The organism is Adlercreutzia sp., from assembly GCF_056795635.1.
On record NZ_JBQIIT010000010.1, the window covers coordinates 45,702 to 63,608 of the forward strand.

Consider the following 17,907-nt stretch of genomic DNA (forward strand, 5'->3'; position numbering starts at 1 on the left):
TGCGGCGCGGCGGCCGATGGAGCGCGATGCCCCGATGGCCGCCGCGCCTATGCGAGAGGAGGCGGCCCGTGGCCGTGAAGTTGAAGTCCCCGGCCCAGATCGAGGCCATGAGGGAGGCCGGCCGCGTGTCGGCCCTGGCCCTGCGCCGGGTGGGGGAGGCGGTGGAGCCGGGCGTCACCACGGCCGAGCTGGACGCCATTGCCGAGCGGGTCATCCGCGCCGAGGGCGGCATCCCCGCCTTCAAGGGCTACGGCGGTTTCCCGGGCTCCATCTGTGCCTCGGTGAACGACGCGGTGGTGCACGGCATTCCCTCGAAGAAGGTGCGCCTGCGCGCGGGCGATATCATCTCCATCGACACGGGGGCCATCGTGGACGGCTGGGTGGGCGACAACGCCTGGACCTACCCGGTGGGAGAGGTGGCGCCCGAGACGGCGCGGCTTCTGGCCGTGGGGGAGCAGTGCCTGTGGGAGGGGCTCGCGGCGGCGTGCCCCAAGAAGCGCCTGGGGGATATCGGGCATACAGTGCAGTCCCTGGCCGAGGCGGCCGGGTTCTCTGTGGTGCGCGAGTACGTGGGCCACGGCATCGGCCGGGATATGCACGAGGATCCCAATGTACCGAACTTCGGCCGGCGCCGCACGGGGTTGAAGCTGCTGCCCGGCATGGTGCTGGCCATCGAGCCCATGGTGAACGCCGGCACCCGCAAGACCGTGCAGGGCCCCGACGGCTGGCTCGTGCGCACCCGGGACGGGCGCCCCTCGGTGCACTTCGAGAAGACCGTCGCCATCACCGAGGACGGTCCGGTCATTCTGACGACCGAGGAAGGCCACGAGCGCCCGGTGTAGGGCTGCCGACGCCTGACGCTGTGTCGCTCTCTCCTAATCGCCGCTTTTGCGCTCGTTCACGGCTTCTACGAATGCCTTGAAGAGAGGGTGGGGCTTGCCGGGGCGGCTCTTGAACTCGGGGTGGGCCTGGCTGGCCATGAAGAAGGGATGGTCGGGCAACTCTACCATCTCCACCAGCCGCTCGTCGGGGGAGAGGCCCGAGACCACGAGGCCCGCTTCCGCGAGCCGGTCGCGGTAGGCGTTGTTCACCTCGTAGCGGTGGCGGTGCCGCTCGTAGACCACCGGCTCGCCATAGGCCTCCGCAGCCCGCGTGCCGGGCGCCACCTTGCAGGGGTAGGCCCCCAGGCGCATGGTGCCGCCCTTGTCCTCCACGTCCTCCTGCTCGGGCATGAGGTCGATGACGAAGGGCGCCCCTTCGGCGGCCTCGTCGGCGAACTCGGCCGAGGTGGCGCCCTCAAGGCCGCACACGTCGCGGGCGAATGCGCAGACGGCCGCCTGCAGCCCCAGGCAGATGCCGAGGAAGGGCACGCCGTGCTCGCGGGCGTAGCGGGCCGCGGCGATCTTGCCCTCGAAGGCTCGCTGCCCGAAGCCGCCCGGCACGAGGATGCCGTCCATGGCGCCGAGCACCTTCTCCGCGTTCTTGTCGGTAAGCTCCTCCCCGTCGATGAGGTGCACGTTCACCTTGCGCCCCACCGCGATGCCGGCGTGCCCGAGTGCCTCGTTCACCGACAGGTAGGCGTCGGGCAGGCTCACGTACTTGCCCACCACGGCGATGTCCAGCTCGCCTGAGCAAGCGTCCTTCGCTTTCAGGAAGGCCCGCCACGGCGCCAGCTTTATCTTGCGCGGGGCCAGGCCCATCTTCGCGAGGGCCGAGATGTCGAAGCCCTGCTCGTATAGGGCGATGGGCACCTCGTAGATGGAGGGCGCATCGGGACAGGCGAGCACATCGTCGGCATCCACATCGCAGAACAGGGCGATCTTCTCGCGCACGCCGTCTTCGATGGCATGATCGCTGCGGCACACAATGAAGTCGGGCTGCACGCCTAAGGAGCGCAGCTCTTTCACCGAGTGCTGGGTGGGCTTGGTCTTCACCTCGTGGGCCGCCGCGATGTAGGGTACGAGCGTCACGTGCACGAAGAGCACGTTGCCGGGTCCCGCCTCCTTCTTGAACTGGCGGGCCGCCTCGATGAAGGGCAGGCCCTCGATGTCGCCGATGGTGCCGCCGATTTCCGAGATGACGATGTCGGCGCCTGACTGCTCGGCGGCCCGACGGATGCGCTCCTTGATGGCCTCGGTCACGTGCGGGATGACCTGCACGGTGCCGCCGAGGAAGTCGCCGCGCCGCTCGCGGGCGATCAGCGTCTGGTAGATGGAGCCTTGGGTGAAGTTGCTCTCGCGGGTGAGGTTCTCGTCGATGAATCGCTCGTAGTGGCCCAGGTCCAAATCTCCCTCATGACCGTCCTCGGTGACGAATACCTCGCCGTGCTGGAACGGGCTCATGGTGCCCGGGTCCACGTTCAGGTACGGATCCATCTTCTGCATGGTCACCTTATAGCCGCGCGCCTTCAACAGTTGGCCGAGGGACGCGGCGGTGATGCCCTTGCCCAGCGACGAGACGACGCCTCCGGTTACGAAGATGTGCTTGGCCATAAACGCTCCTTTCGCCGTGTCGCCCGCGCTCGGGCATAAAAATACGTCGGAGTGGGCACTGCCCTCTTCCAACGTCGTTCCATGATGGGCCGCCAATGTTTCCAATGGGAAACGCGCGAGGAATGTAACGGGCTCGAAACAGAGGCGCGTGGGAAGCGTGACATTCCGACAACGGGGCATTCATCGCGTGGTGACAGATAGGGCGTGCCCAGCTCTTTGCGGGAGGGTCATCTTTAGAGTAGGGGCCACGCAGTTACACCCCGAGAAAGGAACCCCCTATGTCTACGCTGCTCGTGCTCGGCTATCCCACCGAGGATAAGGCCAAGGCCGCCTACAACGAGATTCTGAATCTCGGCAACGATTTCATCGTGAACATCCAGTCCGTCGCCGTGGTAGCCCGTCGCGACAACGGCAAGTTCGACGTCGTGACCCCCGGCGCCCCCATCGGCAACTCCACGGTATGGGGCCTGTTCTGGGGCATGCTCTTCGGGCTCATCTTCCTCATCCCCTTCTGGGGCGCTGCCCTGGGCGCGGGCCTGGGCGCCATCACCGGCTTCTTCGTGAAGCGCGGCGTGGACGAGGACTTCCAGGACCGTGTGCGCGGTCTGCTGAACGACCGGGATTCCGCCGCCGTGTTCATGGTGGTCAACGAGATGACCGAGGACAAGTTCGTGGCCGCCATGCGCCCCTTCGGCGGCGACGTGCTCCAGACCTCGCTGTCCATCAAGGACGAGGAAGAGCTCAAGTGCGAGCTCGGCAAGTGCTAGCTCGCTGAGCGCTTCGCTCGATAGGTGCGGGCCTGAGGCCCCGTCCTTCGTCTCGCCACTTCAGGGCGTCGGCTTCGGCCGGCGCCCTTTTTGTGCTGGATCCCACTTTCCCGGACCGTTATAGCGCACCCTGCTGGAGCGGTTTGCAGCTCCGGCGGCGCACGATGGCGACGGCCCCGGAGCGGCAACGGCTCTGTGCAGAAGCCGCGAACGCGATGATTTAACGGAGGCGAAACGAGCCCCTGCGCTATACTGAATCGGTTATCAGCGCGGGCCTGCGCCAGCGCTGCCGAAGTTCGATCGCCCATCGAAGGAGTGCCACCTATGCGCGAAGGATTCGACAACGACAAGTACATCGAGCTGCAGGCGGAGCGCATTCGCGAGCGCATCGACCAGTTCGGCGGCAAGCTCTACCTCGAATTCGGCGGCAAGCTCTTCGACGACTACCACGCCTCCCGTGTGCTGCCGGGCTTCAAGCCCGACACGAAGATCTCGATGCTCCAGTCCATGAAGGACGAGGCGGAGATCGTCATCGCCATTAACGCCAATGACATCGAGCGCTCGAAGGTGCGCGGCGACTTGGGCATCACCTACGATGAGGACGTGCTGCGCCTCATGGACATCTTCCGCTCCATGGGCTTCAAGGTGGGCTCCGTCGTCATCACCCGCTACGCGAACCAGCCCAACGCCGATCTGTTCCGCAAGCGGCTCACGGCCATGGGCATCACGAGCTACCTGCATTACCCCATCGCCGGTTACCCCAACGACATCGACCACATCGTGTCCGACGAGGGCTTCGGCAAGAACGACTACATCGAGACCGAGCGGCCCCTCGTGGTGGTGACCGCGCCCGGCCCCGGCTCCGGCAAGATGGCCACCTGCCTCTCGCAGCTGTACCACGAGCACAAGCGCGGGGTCACGGCCGGCTACGCCAAGTACGAGACCTTCCCCATTTGGAACCTGCCGCTCACCCATCCGGTGAACATCGCCTACGAGGCGGCCACGGCCGATCTGGACGACGACAACATCATCGATCCCTTCCATTTGGAAGCCTACGGCGAGACCACGGTGAACTACAACCGCGACGTGGAAATCTTCCCTGTGCTGCGGGCCACCATGGAGCGCATCGCGGGGGCGTGCCCCTACCAGTCGCCCACGGACATGGGCGTGAACATGGCCGGCGTGGCCATCTCCGACGACGAGGCCTGCCGCGATGCCGGCAACAACGAGATCGTGCGCCGCTACTTCCAGACCGCCGAGGAGATCAAACGCACGGGTACCGGCGAAGAGGCCCTGAAGAAGATCGAGCTGCTCATGAACCAGGCTGGTATCAACCAGAACCTGTCCCCGGCCCGTTCGGCGGCGCTGCTGAAAGAGGAGACCACGGGCGGTCCGGCCGGCGCCATGGTGCTGCCCGACGGGCGCGTAGTCACGGGCAAGACCGGTAACCTTCTGGGCGCTGCCTCGGCCCTGCTCATGAACGCGCTCAAGGGCGTCTCGGGGGTGGATGACGAGCTCTACGTCATCTCCGACGAGGTGCTGGAGCCCATCTGCCACCTGAAGACGGCCCACCTGCGCAGCCACAATCCGCGCCTGCACTCCGACGAGACGCTGCTGGCTCTGTCCATCTCCTCGGTGCACAATCCCCTGGCGGCCGAGCTCATCGACAACGCGGACAAGCTGCGCGGCTGCGATGCCTACTTCTCGGTCATCATCTCGGCGGCCGACGAGAAGTTGTACCGCACGCTCGGCATCAACGTGTGCTGCGAGCCGAAGTACGAGCAGCACCGCTACTACCACAAATAGGCCGCGGGAACGCGACCATGGAGCCGTTGTTTGCGGACGGGGCGCTCACGGTGCCCTTCGGCGCCGACTTCTTCTCGGTGGCCGTGGGCGTGATCACCGGCGCCATGTTCGCCTGCGACCGCAAGCTGGATATCGTGGGCACCATCGTGCTCGGGCTCATGACCGCCTACGGCGGCGGCATCATCCGCGACCTGCTGCTACAGGACGACGGCGTGTACTTCATGGAGCATCCGAGCGTCATCCTCATCTGCATCGGCCTGGCCGTGTTCGTGTTCTACTTCCGCGGGCTGTTCCGCCATTCGGGCCAGCTGCTGTTCTTCGCCGACGCCCTGTCGGTGGCCCTGTTCGCCCTGGCCGGGGCCAACAAGGCCTTCGCCTGCGGAGAGGGTTTCGTCATGGTGGTCATCCTTGGGGCGCTCACCAGCGTGGGCGGCGGCGCCCTGCGCGACATCGCCGTGGGGGAGACGCCGGGAGTGTTCCAGCGCTCGAACTTCTACGCCGTGGCCGGCTTCGGCGGAGCGCTCGTGTTCGGGGCCATGGCCTTCGCCGGCGCACCGCTCGTACTGGCGGCCCTGGCCTGCGTGTTCACCGTGGTATTCCTGCGCTACCTGTCGGTGTACTTCGATTGGAAGACGGCCGACGAGGCCGATCTCACGCCGAAGGTGTCCCGCGGGGCCCACGCGGCCAAGGACTTCTGCGGCGAGCTGTTCCGCCGCGCCACCCTGCACCGCAAGCGCGAGTCGGCGATAAAGGTGCCCTTCTTCCGCAAGCGCGGGGAATAGGGGATTGCCGACGCGCGTGGCCGGCGTTCGCGGCGCGTCCCTTGCCCTACGGAAGCGTGACGCGCGCGGCAACGACGGCGCCTCAGGCGCGCCATCGTGGCATACTGGGCGAAAACCCCGTTCCGAGGAGCGAACTATGACCGCGAATTCCGCTACCACGCCGCGCATTCTCATCGTGTACACCGGCGGCACCATCGGCATGACCGAGGATCTGGCCACCGGGGCGCTCGTGCCCTTCAGCTTCGACCACCTCATGAGGAACGTCCCGAAGATCGGCCGGCTCGGCTACGCGTTGGATCACGTGGAGATTGACCCGCCCATTGATTCGTCGAATATGAACCCGACCCACTGGGCCCAGGTGGCGAAGATGATCGCCGATGCCTACGACGATTTCGACGGTTTCGTGGTGCTGCACGGTACCGATACCATGGCCTACACGGCCTCGGCCCTGTCCTTCATGCTGCGCGGCCTGGCCAAGCCGGTCATTCTCACGGGCAGCCAGCTGCCCATCGGCGAGATTCGCGAGGACGGCACCGAGAACCTCATCACGGCCTTGCAGATCGCTGCGGCCCGTACCGAGGACGAGGCGCCCATGGTGCAGGAGGTGGCCATCTCCTTCGGGCGCCATCTGTGGCGCGGCAACCGGGCCATGAAGGTGAGCTCCACGAACTTCGGCGCCTTCGCCTCACACAACTACCCGCCCCTGGCCGACATGGACCTGCATATCGTGTACCGCGAGCGGCTGCTGGCCCGGCCCGCGGCGAGCGCAACCCTGACACCGCTCTACACCATGGACGATGCCGTGGCCGTGGCCTTCCTGTACCCGGGCATCACCGAGGCGGCCCTGCGGCCCCAGCTTCTGGCTTCCGGTACCAAAGCCGTGCTGCTGCGCACCTTCGGCGCCGGCAACGCCCCCACCGAGACCTGGTTCACCGATCTGGTGGCCGAGGCCGTAAAGGCGGGGAAAGTGGTGGTGAACGTGACCCAGTGCCCCGCAGGGGGTGTGGAGGAGAAGCGCTACGCCACCGGCGATGCCCTGGCCCGGGCCGGCGTCGTGTCGGGCTACGACATGACCTGCGAGGCGGCCCTCACCAAGCTCATGCACCTGTTCGGCCAGGGCCTCACCGCCGCGGAAGTGACCGCCGCCATGGTAAAGCCCCTCGCCGGCGAAATGACTGTGGGGGAGTAGTCCTTACATCTTATCGCGGGGATGGGCGTGGGCGTATTCCTCGTGGAGGTGGGTGCGATCCAAGTGGGTGTACACCTGTAGGGTGGACATGTCGGCGTGGCCGAGAATCTCCTGGAGCACGCGCAGATCGGCGCCGCCCTTCAGCATGTGGGTGGCGAAGGAGTGGCGCAGGGTGTGGGGGTGCAGGTTGTAGCGGCCGATGGAGGCCCCGGCCTTGCGCACGAGGTTGAACACGCTCTGGCGCCCGAGGCGGCCGCCCCGCTGGTTGAGGAACACCGCCCCCTCGCTGGCCCCGTCGCCGCGGGACGCGCCGCGGGCGAGGGAGGGCCGGCCGTCGGCCAGGTAGGTGCGCAGGGCCCGCTCGGCGGCGCCGGCGATGGGCACGATGCGCTCCTTGGCCCCCTTGCCGAATACGCGGAGGAAGCCGTCGTCCAGGTACAGGTTGTCCAGGTTGAGCCCGCATATCTCGCTGGCCCGCAGTCCGCATCCGTAGAGCACCTCCAGCAGGGCGCGGTCCCGCAGCCCGCTCGGGCGCTCGTCGATGTAGGTATCCAGCATGCGCCCCACCTCTTCGATGGACAGCACGTCGGGCAGTCGCTCGGCCGCCCGGGGGGCGTCCACGGCCTCGGCCGGGTTGCCCGCGGCCAGCCCTTCCCGCACGAGGAACTTGTGATAGCCGCGCACCGCCGAGATGCGCCGCCGCACCGTCGTGGCGGCCAGGCCCTCCTCGGCCAGGCTTCCCTCGTAGGCGACGACGACCTCCCGTGTGACCGCCTCGAAGGAGCCTATGCCCTGGCCATCGAGGAAGGCGAGATAGCCCTCCAGATCGCGCCGGTAGGCCTCGGCCGTGCGGGGAGAGGCGCCCCGCTCGATGCGCAGGTGCGACATATATTCGTCGAGGGCGTTCTCGAATTCAAACACGGCTCTCTCCTTTAAGGTGGCTCCCGTTGCGCCGGCGCCCCGCCATCGGCGGAGCCCCTCCGGTTCCGCCGTGGGTCTCTTCCAGGGCGGCGGTTGATCCGGCATCGCCATTGTACCCGTTGGGCCGCACCGCTCGCGGCGCGGTTTGCACGTCCTCTCCAAATCTCGCCCACAGCACCGTGACAAGCGGCTCGCTCCGAAGTTATCCACCGTCCTTGCACCGATTGGGCATATCTAGTGGTGCATTGTTCGTTTCCCCTAATACGAATACAAGATATTGATTTCATTCAGAATGTCGTGCGATCACTCTCTATATCTTGCGGGTAACAAGTGGGGCAAAATAACGGCAAAAGTGGAGCAAAATGTTGCGATGTGGGGCATTGTGGGGTAATATGCAGTCCATGGAAAACGACCGAGCGGGATTTCGTAACGCACCACACACGAATTCAAATCCCACTCAAAACGCAGCACGGGAAAGGACGTGAGTGCCCCAAGCTACCGACATGGAAGCCGCCGACGAGCTGCCTCGCACCGAGGTAGACCTGAACGGCGAGTTTCATCTCAAGGTCGACGGCAAGGGGCGCGTCACCCTTCCCGCGAAGTTCCGCAAGGTTCTTTCCAAAGATCTCGTGGTTACTCTGGAGCCTACCGACGAATGCGTCTACGCGTTCGAGGCGCCGGACTTCAACCAGTGGGTGGAGCGGCTCATGGACGGCGCGTTCCCCGAGCGTCGGGAGAACGATCGCGTGCAGGAGCGCACCCACCGCAAGTTGAAGAGCCGGGCCGACAGCGTCGAGGTGGATTCGGCGGGGCGCATCATGCTCTCGGCCGATACGCGCGCCAAGTGCGGCATCGCCAAGGACATCGTGCTCGTGGGCAACGGCAAGCGCTTCGAGATCTGGGATGCCGAACGCTACGAGGCCATGATGGACGATGTCGATCTGGGCCTGCTGTTCACCTAGGTGAGGGCGTAAGGCGAGAGAACCATGACAAGGGAATATCGGCACATACCTGTTCTTCTGACCGAGTGCATCGACTACCTGGACCTGGACCATCATCCGGTCTTCGTCGATGCGACGCTCGGCTTTGCGGGGCACTCCTTCGAGGCCGCCCGCAAGCTGGGGCGCGACGGACTGCTCATCGGCATCGACCAGGACGAGGTGGCCCTCGCAAGCGCCACCGAGAAGTTGGAATCGATTCCGGCGACGGACCGTCCCGAGCTGGCCTTGCTGCGCGGCAACTTCGGAGACCTCGACGAGCTTCTGTGCTCCTGCGAGATTCCGGGCATCGACGCCATTCTGTTCGATCTCGGTGTCTCCTCGGTGCAGATCGACACGCAATCACGCGGCTTCTCCTTCAAGGAGAACGGCCCGCTCGACATGCGGATGGATCCGGGCAAACAAACCCTTACCGCAGCAGAGATCGTCAACACCTACAACGCAGCAGATCTCGCTCGGATCATTCGCGCCTACTCGGACGAGAAATGGGCGAGCCGCATCGCGGACTTCATCGTGAAGGCCCGCGAAGGGGCTCCCATCGAAGAGAGTGGGCAGCTGGTCGACCTCATCAAGGCCGCCATCCCGGCCTCGGCCCGGCGCGCTGGCGGACACCCCGCCAAGCGCACGTTCCAGGCCCTCCGGATCGAAGTCAACTCGGAGCTGACCGTCCTGCGTCGCGGTTTGGACGCGGCGGTCCGCTGGCTTAATCCGGGCGGCATGATCGTGGTGATCAGCTACCACTCCCTTGAGGACCGCATCGTGAAGGACACGTTCGCGCATTTCGCGCACCGCTGCACCTGCCCGCCGGAGCTGCCGGTGTGCGCCTGCGGCAAAGAGCCGATACTCGACCTCGTCACCCGAAAGCCCCAGTTGCCCCAAGCTGGGGAGATTGAGCGGAATCCGCGGGCCCGCAGCGCGAAGCTGCGTGTGGCGCGGAAGCGCTAAGGGCCTTGCTACCTGGGAAGACCCGCTGAAACGAATGGATTGACCGACAAGCCCGAGGACGCAGTCATCGGGCTTGTATAGCCTAGAGGCCCCAAGGACGGAAAGGAGGAGCCCCATGAGCGCCGTAAGCTCGTCCCGCCTCGCGGGCCGCCCCTCCTCCCGTTCTTCCCGCGGGGCCGATTCGGTGGCCTCCCGCTACCGGGGCGCCCGCTACGTGGCCACCTCGGTCGCCGAGGCCCTGCCCGACTACGAGGAGGGCCCCTCCATCTCGGTGGTGCCCGGCGCCGGCCGCCGCGCCTCGGTGGAGGAGGGCCTGTCGGCGGCGGCCCTCTCCCTCGCGAAGATCTGCGCCGTGGTGTGCATCGTCATCGCCGTCATCGCCGTGGGCCGCGTGGCCATCACCTCGGCCACGGCCGCCTGCGCCCTGGAGACCAAGGCCATCGAGCACGATATCGAGACCGCCCGCACCGAGGGCAGCGATTTGGAAGTGGCCCAGAGCGTGCTCTCCAAGCCCTCGCGCATCAAGGCCCAGGCCGCCTCTCTCGGCATGGCCGCTCCTACGGCCGAGTACTCCGACCAGATCACCCTGCCCGACGACGTCGTCTCCGTGGACGCCGAGGGCAATCTGTCCCTGTCCGATTCCGTCGCCGCCGCGGCGGCCGCCCGCTAGGCGCCTCCCATGGCCCGCGCTCCCCGCGATCATCGCGACGCTTCATCGCGCGCCGGTCTCAGCGCCTCCGACCCGCTGCGCCGGGGCGCCGCGGCGATCGGTGCGGCGCTGCCCCCCATCACGAGTCGGGCCCAGATGCTCCTCGTGGCCTTCGCCGCCCTCGTGGCCATCTTCTTCTTCCGGCTCGTGTTCCTCCAGGTGATCGTTGCCGACCAGTACGCGGCCCAGGCCGAGGAATCGCGCACCGTGAGTTTCGACACCACGCCGCGCCGCGGCACCATCTACGATCGCAACGGCATCGTGCTCGCCACCTCGGTGGACGCCACCACCATCTACGCGAACCCCGTGGAGGTGACCGACGCGGCGGCCGAGGCCCAGGCCCTGGCCGGCATCCTCGGGGGAGAGGCGGCCGATTACCAGGAACTGCTCTCCACCCCGAGCACCACCTTCGTCTACATCAAGCGCCAGGCCGACGTGGAGGCGGCCGACAAGGTGAAGGAGCTCAAGCTCGACGGCATCTACTTCATCGCCGACACGCGGCGCGAGTACCCCCACGGCTCGGTGGGCGCCCAGGTCATCGGCTTCTGCAACGCCGACGGCGAGGGCATCACGGGCCTGGAACTCCAGTACAACGACATTCTCTGCGGCACGCCGGGCCGCTACGTCGGCGAGCGCGGCGAGCAGGGCTTCCCCATTCCCGGCGGGGTGAAGGAGGAGGTGGCCGCCATCGACGGCACGGACATCATGATCTCGCTGGATATCAAGCTCCAGGACACCGTGGAGCAGGCGCTGGTGGACGGCGTGGAGGAAGTGGAGACCGATGAGGGCTCGGCCCTGGTGATGGATGCGGCCACCGGCGAGGTGTACGCGGCCTGCTCGCTGCCCTACATGGATCCCAACAACATGGCCGAATCGGAGGTGGGCAGCGAGCACGTGAAGGCCATCACCCAGCCCTACGAGCCCGGCTCCACCTTCAAATCGGTGTCGGCCATGGCCATTCTGGAATCGAAGGCCATGGGGCCCGAGACCACCATGTTCTGCCCGAGCACCATCTCGGCCAACGACTACGACGTGTCCGACTCCCATGAGCGCGAGGGGGCCACCTACTCCCTGCGCGAGATTCTGAACCACTCCTCCAACGTGGGCATCTCCCTGGCCATGGAGAACGCGGGCTTCCCGTTTCTGAACGACGCCATCAAGCGCTACCACCTCACCGAGGCCACGGGCATCGACTACCCCGGCGAGGGCGGGGGCAGCGTGCTCGACTTCAACCAGTGGGGCAAGATCGTCGGCTACAACATCAGCTTCGGCCAGGGCATTTCCGTGACCCCGTTGCAGATGGTGCGCTTCTACGGCTGCGTGGCCAACGACGGTGTCATGGTCACGCCCCACTTCCTCATTTCCAAACCCCAGAGCGGGGAAGTGGCCGAATGGCCCGAGGAGACGGTGACCGAGGATACCGAGGCCCTGCGCGATCTGCGCTCCATGCTGCGTTCGGTGGTCACCGACGGCACCGGCGTGAAGGCCGACATTCCCGGCTACGAGGTATGCGGCAAGACCTCCACGGCCGAGATCGCCTCGGAGGAGGGCGGCTACAAGAAGGAAGTGTACAACCTCGGCTTCTGCGGCTTCATCGACAATTCCTCCAGCAAATTAGTTTGTTTTGTAGGAGCCAACGAGGTTTACGGGATGCGCCAGACCACCAAAATCTTTAACGATATAATGACCAATGCCGTGAAGCAGTACAACATCACCACGGACGAAGCGAAGTAAGCCCCACGACGCCGGAGGAACCCCACGCCATGACCCACACCGTAAACGATCTCTTCCAAGGAATGGAATGCACCATTATCGGCGACGGTAGCGAGGAGGTGGCGGGGCTCGCCTTCCGCAGCGACGCCGTCCGTCCCGACGACATGTTCTTCTGCATTGTCGGCAACGTGGTGGACGGGCACTCCTTCGCCCAGGACGCCATCGATAGGGGCGCCACCTCGCTCGTGGCCGAGCGCAAGGTGTACCTGGCCGACGCCACCGACGTGACCGAGGTGGTGGTGGCCGATTCCCGCAAGGCCATGGCCGCCGCCGCCGCCGCCTTCTACGATCACCCCTCGGAGGACTTCTCCCTCGTGGGCATCACGGGCACCAACGGCAAGACCACCACGACCTACCTCGTGGAACACATCGCCGAGATGGCGGGCAACCGCTGCGGCGTCATCGGCACCGTGGGCAACAAGATCGCCGGGGTCATGGAGAAATCCGACCACACGACGCCGGAATCCCCCGATCTGCAGAAGCTGTTCGCGCGGATGCGCGACGCCGGCTGCACCGTGGTGACCATGGAAGTGAGCTCCCACGCCCTCGATCTCAAGCGCACCTGGGGCACCGACTTCGCTGTCACCGCCTTCACCAACCTCACCCAGGACCACCTGGACTACCACCATACCTTCGACGACTACTTCGAGGCCAAGGCCCTGCTGTTCTCGGCGGCCTACCCGGCCCGTCGCGTCATCAACATCGACGGCGCCTGGGGCCGCGAGCTTTTGCGCCGCTGCACCGAGGCCGGCGACGAGGTCATCACCACCGGCTTCGATATGACCGCCCAGATCCACCCGTTGGAGGTGGCCTTCGAGGCTACGCGCACCGTGGCCACCCTGGAGGTGCGCGGTGCCCGCGTGGAAGTGACCTACCCGCTCGTGGGCCGCTTCAACCTGGAGAACGTCATGACCGCCTTCGGGTGCGCCCTGTCCCTCGGCATTCCCGCCGACGTCATCGTGCGGGCCCTGGCCACCATGCCGCCGGTGCCCGGGCGCCTGGAGCAGGTGCCGGCCCCGGCCGCGGCTCCGGTGACCGTGTACGTGGACTACGCCCACACGCCGGACGCCCTGGCCAAGGCCATCGCCTCCATCCAGGCCTTCAGCACGGGCCGCACCATCGTGGTCTTCGGCTGCGGCGGCAACCGCGATGCAACCAAGCGCCCCATCATGGGCCAGGCGGCCCTGGCCGCCGAGCTGGCCGTGGTGACGAGCGACAATCCGCGCCGTGAGGACCCGCAGGCCATCATCGACGATATCCTGGCCGGCATGGAGGGGGCCGAGGGCTTCATCGTGGAGCCCGACCGCCGCGCCGCCATCGCCGCCGCCATCGCCGCCGCCGAGCCGGGGGACGCCATCCTGCTCGCCGGCAAGGGACACGAGGACTACCAGCTGGTAGGGGACGAGGTGCTCGCCTTCGATGACCGCCAGGTGGCCGCCGAGGAGCTCATCCGCGCCTTCGGCGAGACGGAGAACGATTAAGGGGAGGGATGCCGCGTGCGCCTCAACGCAAAGCAAATCGCAGCATGCACCGGCGGCCAGTTTCTCGTAGATGCCATTGATTCCAGCGCTCTCATGACGGGCGTCACCTGGGATTCTCGTGAAGTGCAGCCGGGATGGCTGTACGTGGCCCTGCCCGGCGAGCGCGTGGATGGCCACGACTTCGTGGAAGCGGCCCTGCGCGCCGGAGCTGCCGGCGCCCTGGTCATGCAGAGCCCCGGGAGGGCTGCCTGCCTGCTGGCCCGGGAGATGGGGGCTGCCGTCATCGAGGTGGCCAACACCGCCAGCGCCATCACCGATCTGGCCCGGGAGTGGCGCGGACATGTGCGCGGCCGCGTCATCGGCCTGACGGGCTCGGTGGGCAAGACCACCACCAAAAACCTCGTGCGCGACGTGTGCGCCGCCTTCGGATCCACTGTGGCCACCCGCGGCAACCAGAATAACGAGTTGGGCGTGCCCCGCACCCTGCTGGCCGCCGACCCGGAGACCGCCGTGGTCGTGGTGGAGATGGGCATGCGCGGCAGGGGCCAGATCGCCGAGCTCTGCGATTTCGTGCGCCCCGACTGGGGGCTCGTCACCAACGTGGGGGAGAGCCATATCGAGCTGCTCGGGAGCCGGGAGAACATCGCCCGGGCCAAGGCCGAGCTGTTCGCGGCCCTGCCCGCCGGCACGGGCCGTGCCTTCCTCAACTTGGGCAGCTCGGCCCTCGGCATCCTCATGGACGCGGGGCGTCTGGAAGAGCGGCCCGTGGCTCTCTCCGGCTTCGACGGCCATCCCGACGGGGCCACTGTCGAGCTCTACGAGCGGGAGGCCGTGGCCTGCGACGAGGTGGTCTGGGCCGAGGACGTGGCCCTGGACGCCGAGGGGCGGCCCTGCTTCACCCTGTGTGCCCGCGATCGTGCCGATGAGGGCGACCTGTCCCTGTTCGCCCCCGTGGAGCGCTGCCGCTGCGCCCTGGCCCTGACCGGGGCTCACAACGTGGACAACGCCGTGGCCGCCGCTGCCGTGGGCTTTGCCCTCGGCCTCGATCTGGAGACCATCGCGTCGGTGCTGGGCGCCTCGGTGCCCGAGCCGGGGCGCCAGGAGGTCATCGCCGCCCGGGGCGGCTTTACCATCGTGAACGACGCCTACAACGCGAGCCCCGATTCCATGCGGGCCTCCCTGGCCACCTTCGCCGCCACCGACGTGGCGGGCCGGCGCATCGCCGTCCTCGGCGACATGGGGGAGCTCGGCCGTTTCGCCGAGCCGTGCCATGTCGGCGTCGGCACGGCGGCGGCCGAGGCGGGTCTCGATAGGCTCATCTGCGTGGGCGAGCTCGCGGCCTCCATCGCCGAGGGCGCCGCCGCGGCTGGCATGGACGCCGCTCGCATCAGCCGGGCCGCCACGGTGGCCGACGTGCTGGAGGAACTTGATACCCTGCTCGAGCCCGGCGATGCCGTGCTCGTGAAAGCGTCCCACTTCATGGGGCTCAACCGTGTCGTCGAAGGATTGGTCCGCTAATGTTCTCGCTCTTCTCCGCCTACCCCACGTTCATGGTCTTCCTCGCGGTGGTGCTCGCCATGGTGCTCACCATGGTGCTCATGCCCGCCTGGATCCGCTTCCTGAAATCGAGCCACATCGGCCAGCAGGTGCGGGCCGACGGCCCCCAGAGCCACCTCGTGAAGCAGGGCACCCCCACCATGGGCGGCGTCATCATGCTGGTGGCGGTCATCGCCTTCACGCTGCTCGCCTCCGTGGGCGCTCCCACGGTGGAGCTGTGGCTGCTGTTGGGGGCCACGCTGGCCACGGGCATCCTCGGCTTCATCGACGACGCCTCCAAGGTGGCCCACGAGCGGTCGCTGGGCCTTACGCCCAAGGCGAAGCTCGTCGGCCAGTTCCTCATCGCTGGCATCTTCGTGCTCTGCGCCGTGAACCTGCTCGACGTGGCCCCCACGGTGGAGATCCCCTTCATCTGCACCATCGACCTGGGCGTGCTCACCACGGTGGTGCCCGTGGGCGGCGGCATCGAGATCCCCTGGCTCTATCTGGCCTACTGCCTCATCCTGCTCGTGGGCCTGTGCAACGCCGTGAACCTCACCGACGGCCTGGACGGCCTGGCCGCCGGCACGGTCATGGTGGTCATGCTCGTCATGGCGGCCATCGCCTTCCGCACCGGCCAGCTGGAGCCGGCCCTGTTCGCCGGGGCGCTCGCCGGCGCCTGCATCGGCTTCCTGTGGTTCAACTCCTTCCCGGCCGACATCTTCATGGGCGACACCGGGTCTCTGGCCCTCGGCATGGCCCTCGGCTGCCTGGCCGTGCTCACCAAGGTGGAGTTCATCGTCATCATCATCGGCGGCCTGTTCGTGGCCGAGGCCCTCTCGGTCATGATCCAGGTGTTCTACTACAAGAAGACGAAGAAGCGCATCTTCCTCATGGCGCCTCTGCACCATCACTTCGAAAAGAAGGGCTGGTCCGAGACGAAGGTGGTCGTGCGTTTCTGGATTGTGTCGGGCATGCTGGCTGCTTGCGGCTTTGTGCTCCAGTTCGCCTCGTCTCTGGCGGTGGCCTAGCATGGGCGCTCCGGAGTACTTGGCCGACCGCAAGCGCGCCCGGGCCCGGCTCGGTCGCGTGCTCGTGCTGGGCCTCGGCGTGAGCGGCAAGGCCGCGGCGGAGTACTGCCTGGGCCTGCTGGGGGATCGCGTGGACGCCCTGGCCGTGGCTGCCGGCGCCCCCAACGACGATTCGCTCGCCTGGGCCGAGGGCGCCCGGGCCGCCGGCGCGGTGGTGCTCTTCGACCACGAGGACATCGAGGGCACCTACGACCTGTGCATCGCGAGCCCCGGCATCTCCCAGTTCTCGCCCTTCTACGCCAGTGCCGAGGCCGCCTGCGCCGAGGTGGTGAGCGAGGTGGAGTTCGCCTGGCGCGAGAGTGCCGCCGACTCCCGCTGGGTGGCGGTGACCGGCACCAACGGCAAGACCACCACCACGGCTCTTACGACCCATCTGCTGCGGGCCGCGGGCCTGGATGCCGCGGCCGTGGGCAACATCGGCGACCCCTGCATCAAGGCCGTGGGCGCCGGCGGCGCCGAGGTCTACGTGGCCGAAGTGTCCAGCTACCAGCTGGCCTCCACCCGCAACTTCGCCCCCGACGTGGCCGTGGTGCTCAACATCACCCCCGACCACCTGGCCTGGCACCGTAGCCATGAGCACTACGCCCAGGCCAAGTGGAAGGTGCTCGCGAACATGGGCGGGGTGCCCGGGGCCACGGCTGTGCTCGTGGCCTGCGACGAGGCCGTCCGCGCGAAGATCCGCGCGACCCGCGCCGCGGGGGGCTTCCCCTTCGCCTATGTACCCGTGGGAACCGCCGCCGGTGTGGGCGGCGATATGCGCGCGGCCTGCGGGGCGGCCAATGCCGCCTTCCGCGGCGCGGGCGGCCGGCTCACTGTGGCCCTCGCCGGCGCGGTGTCCGAGCTCGTGTACGTGGACGACTTGCAGATCACCGGCGAGCACAACCAGGCCAACGCCCTGGCCGCCGCCTCGGCGGCCCTGGCCCTGGGCGTGCCGGCCACGGCTGTGGCCGAGGGGCTGCTCACCTTCGCCCCCATGGCCCACCGCATCGAGCCCGCCGGCACCGTGGTCGGCGTGGCCTGCTACAACGATTCCAAGGCCACCAATGTGGACGCCACCCTCGTGGCCCTGAGGGCCTTTCTGCCCGTGCGCCCCATCGTGCTGCTGGGAGGCCGCGACAAGGGCACCGATCTGGCGCCGCTCGTGGCCGCCTGCGAAGAGCACGCCAAGGCCGTCGTCTGCTTCGGCGAGGCCCGGGAGCGCTTCGCTGCCGCCTTCGCCGACGCCACCCTGCTGGTGCTCGGCGCCTCGGGCCTGGAGACGGCCCTCGACGCGGCCCTGGCCGCGGCCGAGCCGGGGGACGTGGTGGTGCTCTCGCCCGCCTGCGCCTCCTTCGACGAGTTCTCCTGCTTCGAGGAGCGCGGCGACGTGTTCAAGGCCCTCGTGGCCGATCGCGCCGCAGCGGCGGAGGAGGGCTAG

15 protein-coding genes are annotated in these 17,907 nt (G+C 67.3%); 13 read left to right on the top strand and 2 right to left on the bottom strand.

Going from position 1 to position 17,907, the window contains the following annotated elements; all coding sequences use genetic code 11:
• Positions 1-26 precede the first annotated feature (26 nt).
• On the top strand, positions 27-842 hold the full coding sequence (gene map, locus ACTOXK_RS07520) for a type I methionyl aminopeptidase (protein WP_482278434.1): 816 nt from the start codon (positions 27-29) through the stop codon (positions 840-842).
• A gap of 33 nt (positions 843-875) precedes the next feature.
• Here the strand turns inward: map and pyrG are convergent, their stop codons facing one another.
• Positions 876-2,492: a CTP synthase gene (gene pyrG / locus ACTOXK_RS07525; RefSeq protein ID WP_482278422.1), complete on the bottom strand. Its 1,617-nt coding sequence runs from the start codon at positions 2,490-2,492 to the stop codon at positions 876-878.
• Positions 2,493-2,770: 278 nt separating this feature from the next.
• Here pyrG and ACTOXK_RS07530 point away from each other — a divergent pair, with 278 nt between their 5' ends.
• The 4 genes from ACTOXK_RS07530 (at position 2,771) to ACTOXK_RS07545 (ending at position 7,036) form a co-directional block, all read left to right on the top strand.
• A complete protein-coding gene (locus ACTOXK_RS07530) occupies positions 2,771-3,259 on the top strand; it encodes a DUF1269 domain-containing protein (RefSeq protein ID WP_482278423.1) in 489 nt (162 codons plus the stop codon).
• Positions 3,260-3,583: 324 nt separating this feature from the next.
• The gene (locus tag ACTOXK_RS07535; RefSeq protein ID WP_482278424.1) at positions 3,584-5,065 is read left to right on the top strand and encodes a DUF1846 domain-containing protein; all 1,482 of its coding nucleotides are present in this window, start codon (positions 3,584-3,586) and stop codon (positions 5,063-5,065) included.
• Positions 5,066-5,082: 17 nt separating this feature from the next.
• Positions 5,083-5,847, top strand: coding sequence for a trimeric intracellular cation channel family protein (locus ACTOXK_RS07540; protein WP_482278425.1), 765 nt, complete (start codon positions 5,083-5,085; stop codon positions 5,845-5,847).
• Positions 5,848-5,983: 136 nt separating this feature from the next.
• A complete protein-coding gene (locus ACTOXK_RS07545; protein WP_482278426.1) occupies positions 5,984-7,036 on the top strand; it encodes an asparaginase in 1,053 nt (350 codons plus the stop codon).
• A 3-nt stretch (positions 7,037-7,039) separates the two neighbouring features.
• On the opposite strand, the gene ACTOXK_RS07550 is transcribed toward ACTOXK_RS07545, so the two are convergent.
• Positions 7,040-7,957, bottom strand: a complete 918-nt coding sequence (locus ACTOXK_RS07550) for a site-specific tyrosine recombinase (protein ID WP_482278427.1) — start codon at positions 7,955-7,957, stop codon at positions 7,040-7,042.
• A gap of 485 nt (positions 7,958-8,442) precedes the next feature.
• On the opposite strand from ACTOXK_RS07550, the gene ACTOXK_RS07555 reads away from it, so the two are divergent.
• From ACTOXK_RS07555 to murD, 8 genes are all read left to right on the top strand, one after another.
• Positions 8,443-8,919 (top strand): division/cell wall cluster transcriptional repressor MraZ, encoded by a 477-nt coding sequence (locus ACTOXK_RS07555; protein WP_482278428.1) that lies wholly within the window; start codon positions 8,443-8,445, stop codon positions 8,917-8,919.
• A 24-nt stretch (positions 8,920-8,943) separates the two neighbouring features.
• A complete protein-coding gene (gene rsmH, locus ACTOXK_RS07560; protein WP_482278429.1) occupies positions 8,944-9,900 on the top strand; it encodes a 16S rRNA (cytosine(1402)-N(4))-methyltransferase RsmH in 957 nt (318 codons plus the stop codon).
• A gap of 115 nt (positions 9,901-10,015) precedes the next feature.
• A complete protein-coding gene (locus ACTOXK_RS07565) occupies positions 10,016-10,570 on the top strand; it encodes a cell division protein FtsL (protein ID WP_482278430.1) in 555 nt (184 codons plus the stop codon).
• A gap of 9 nt (positions 10,571-10,579) precedes the next feature.
• Positions 10,580-12,343: a peptidoglycan D,D-transpeptidase FtsI family protein gene (locus ACTOXK_RS07570; protein WP_482278431.1), complete on the top strand. Its 1,764-nt coding sequence runs from the start codon at positions 10,580-10,582 to the stop codon at positions 12,341-12,343.
• A gap of 29 nt (positions 12,344-12,372) precedes the next feature.
• The gene (locus ACTOXK_RS07575) at positions 12,373-13,863 is read left to right on the top strand and encodes a UDP-N-acetylmuramoyl-L-alanyl-D-glutamate--2,6-diaminopimelate ligase (protein WP_482278432.1); all 1,491 of its coding nucleotides are present in this window, start codon (positions 12,373-12,375) and stop codon (positions 13,861-13,863) included.
• Positions 13,864-13,878: 15 nt separating this feature from the next.
• Complete coding sequence (locus ACTOXK_RS07580) at positions 13,879-15,381, top strand: UDP-N-acetylmuramoyl-tripeptide--D-alanyl-D-alanine ligase (protein ID WP_482279890.1); 1,503 nt, start codon at positions 13,879-13,881, stop codon at positions 15,379-15,381.
• Positions 15,381-16,430 carry a phospho-N-acetylmuramoyl-pentapeptide-transferase gene (gene mraY, locus ACTOXK_RS07585; RefSeq protein WP_482278557.1) on the top strand — a complete coding sequence of 350 codons (1,050 nt, stop codon included), beginning with the start codon at positions 15,381-15,383 and terminating at the stop codon, positions 16,428-16,430. Before ACTOXK_RS07580 ends, mraY begins: the two co-directional genes overlap by 1 nt.
• Position 16,431: 1 nt before the next feature.
• Positions 16,432-17,907, top strand: a complete 1,476-nt coding sequence (gene murD, locus ACTOXK_RS07590) for a UDP-N-acetylmuramoyl-L-alanine--D-glutamate ligase (RefSeq protein WP_482278558.1) — start codon at positions 16,432-16,434, stop codon at positions 17,905-17,907.

Excerpts from the sequence above, each read along its gene's own strand:
- map (WP_482278434.1), top strand. The coding sequence starts at position 27 with ATGCCCCGATGGCCGCCGCGCCTATGCGAGAGGAGGCGGCCCGTGGCC.
- pyrG (WP_482278422.1), bottom strand. The coding sequence starts at position 2,492 with ATGGCCAAGCACATCTTCGTAACCGGAGGCGTCGTCTCGTCGCTGGGC.
- ACTOXK_RS07530 (WP_482278423.1), top strand. The coding sequence starts at position 2,771 with ATGTCTACGCTGCTCGTGCTCGGCTATCCCACCGAGGATAAGGCCAAG.
- ACTOXK_RS07535 (WP_482278424.1), top strand. The coding sequence starts at position 3,584 with ATGCGCGAAGGATTCGACAACGACAAGTACATCGAGCTGCAGGCGGAG.
- ACTOXK_RS07540 (WP_482278425.1), top strand. The coding sequence starts at position 5,083 with ATGGAGCCGTTGTTTGCGGACGGGGCGCTCACGGTGCCCTTCGGCGCC.
- ACTOXK_RS07545 (WP_482278426.1), top strand. The coding sequence starts at position 5,984 with ATGACCGCGAATTCCGCTACCACGCCGCGCATTCTCATCGTGTACACC.
- rsmH (WP_482278429.1), top strand. The coding sequence starts at position 8,944 with ATGACAAGGGAATATCGGCACATACCTGTTCTTCTGACCGAGTGCATC.
- ACTOXK_RS07565 (WP_482278430.1), top strand. The coding sequence starts at position 10,016 with ATGAGCGCCGTAAGCTCGTCCCGCCTCGCGGGCCGCCCCTCCTCCCGT.
- ACTOXK_RS07570 (WP_482278431.1), top strand. The coding sequence starts at position 10,580 with ATGGCCCGCGCTCCCCGCGATCATCGCGACGCTTCATCGCGCGCCGGT.
- ACTOXK_RS07575 (WP_482278432.1), top strand. The coding sequence starts at position 12,373 with ATGACCCACACCGTAAACGATCTCTTCCAAGGAATGGAATGCACCATT.
- mraY (WP_482278557.1), top strand. The coding sequence starts at position 15,381 with ATGTTCTCGCTCTTCTCCGCCTACCCCACGTTCATGGTCTTCCTCGCG.
- murD (WP_482278558.1), top strand. The coding sequence starts at position 16,432 with ATGGGCGCTCCGGAGTACTTGGCCGACCGCAAGCGCGCCCGGGCCCGG.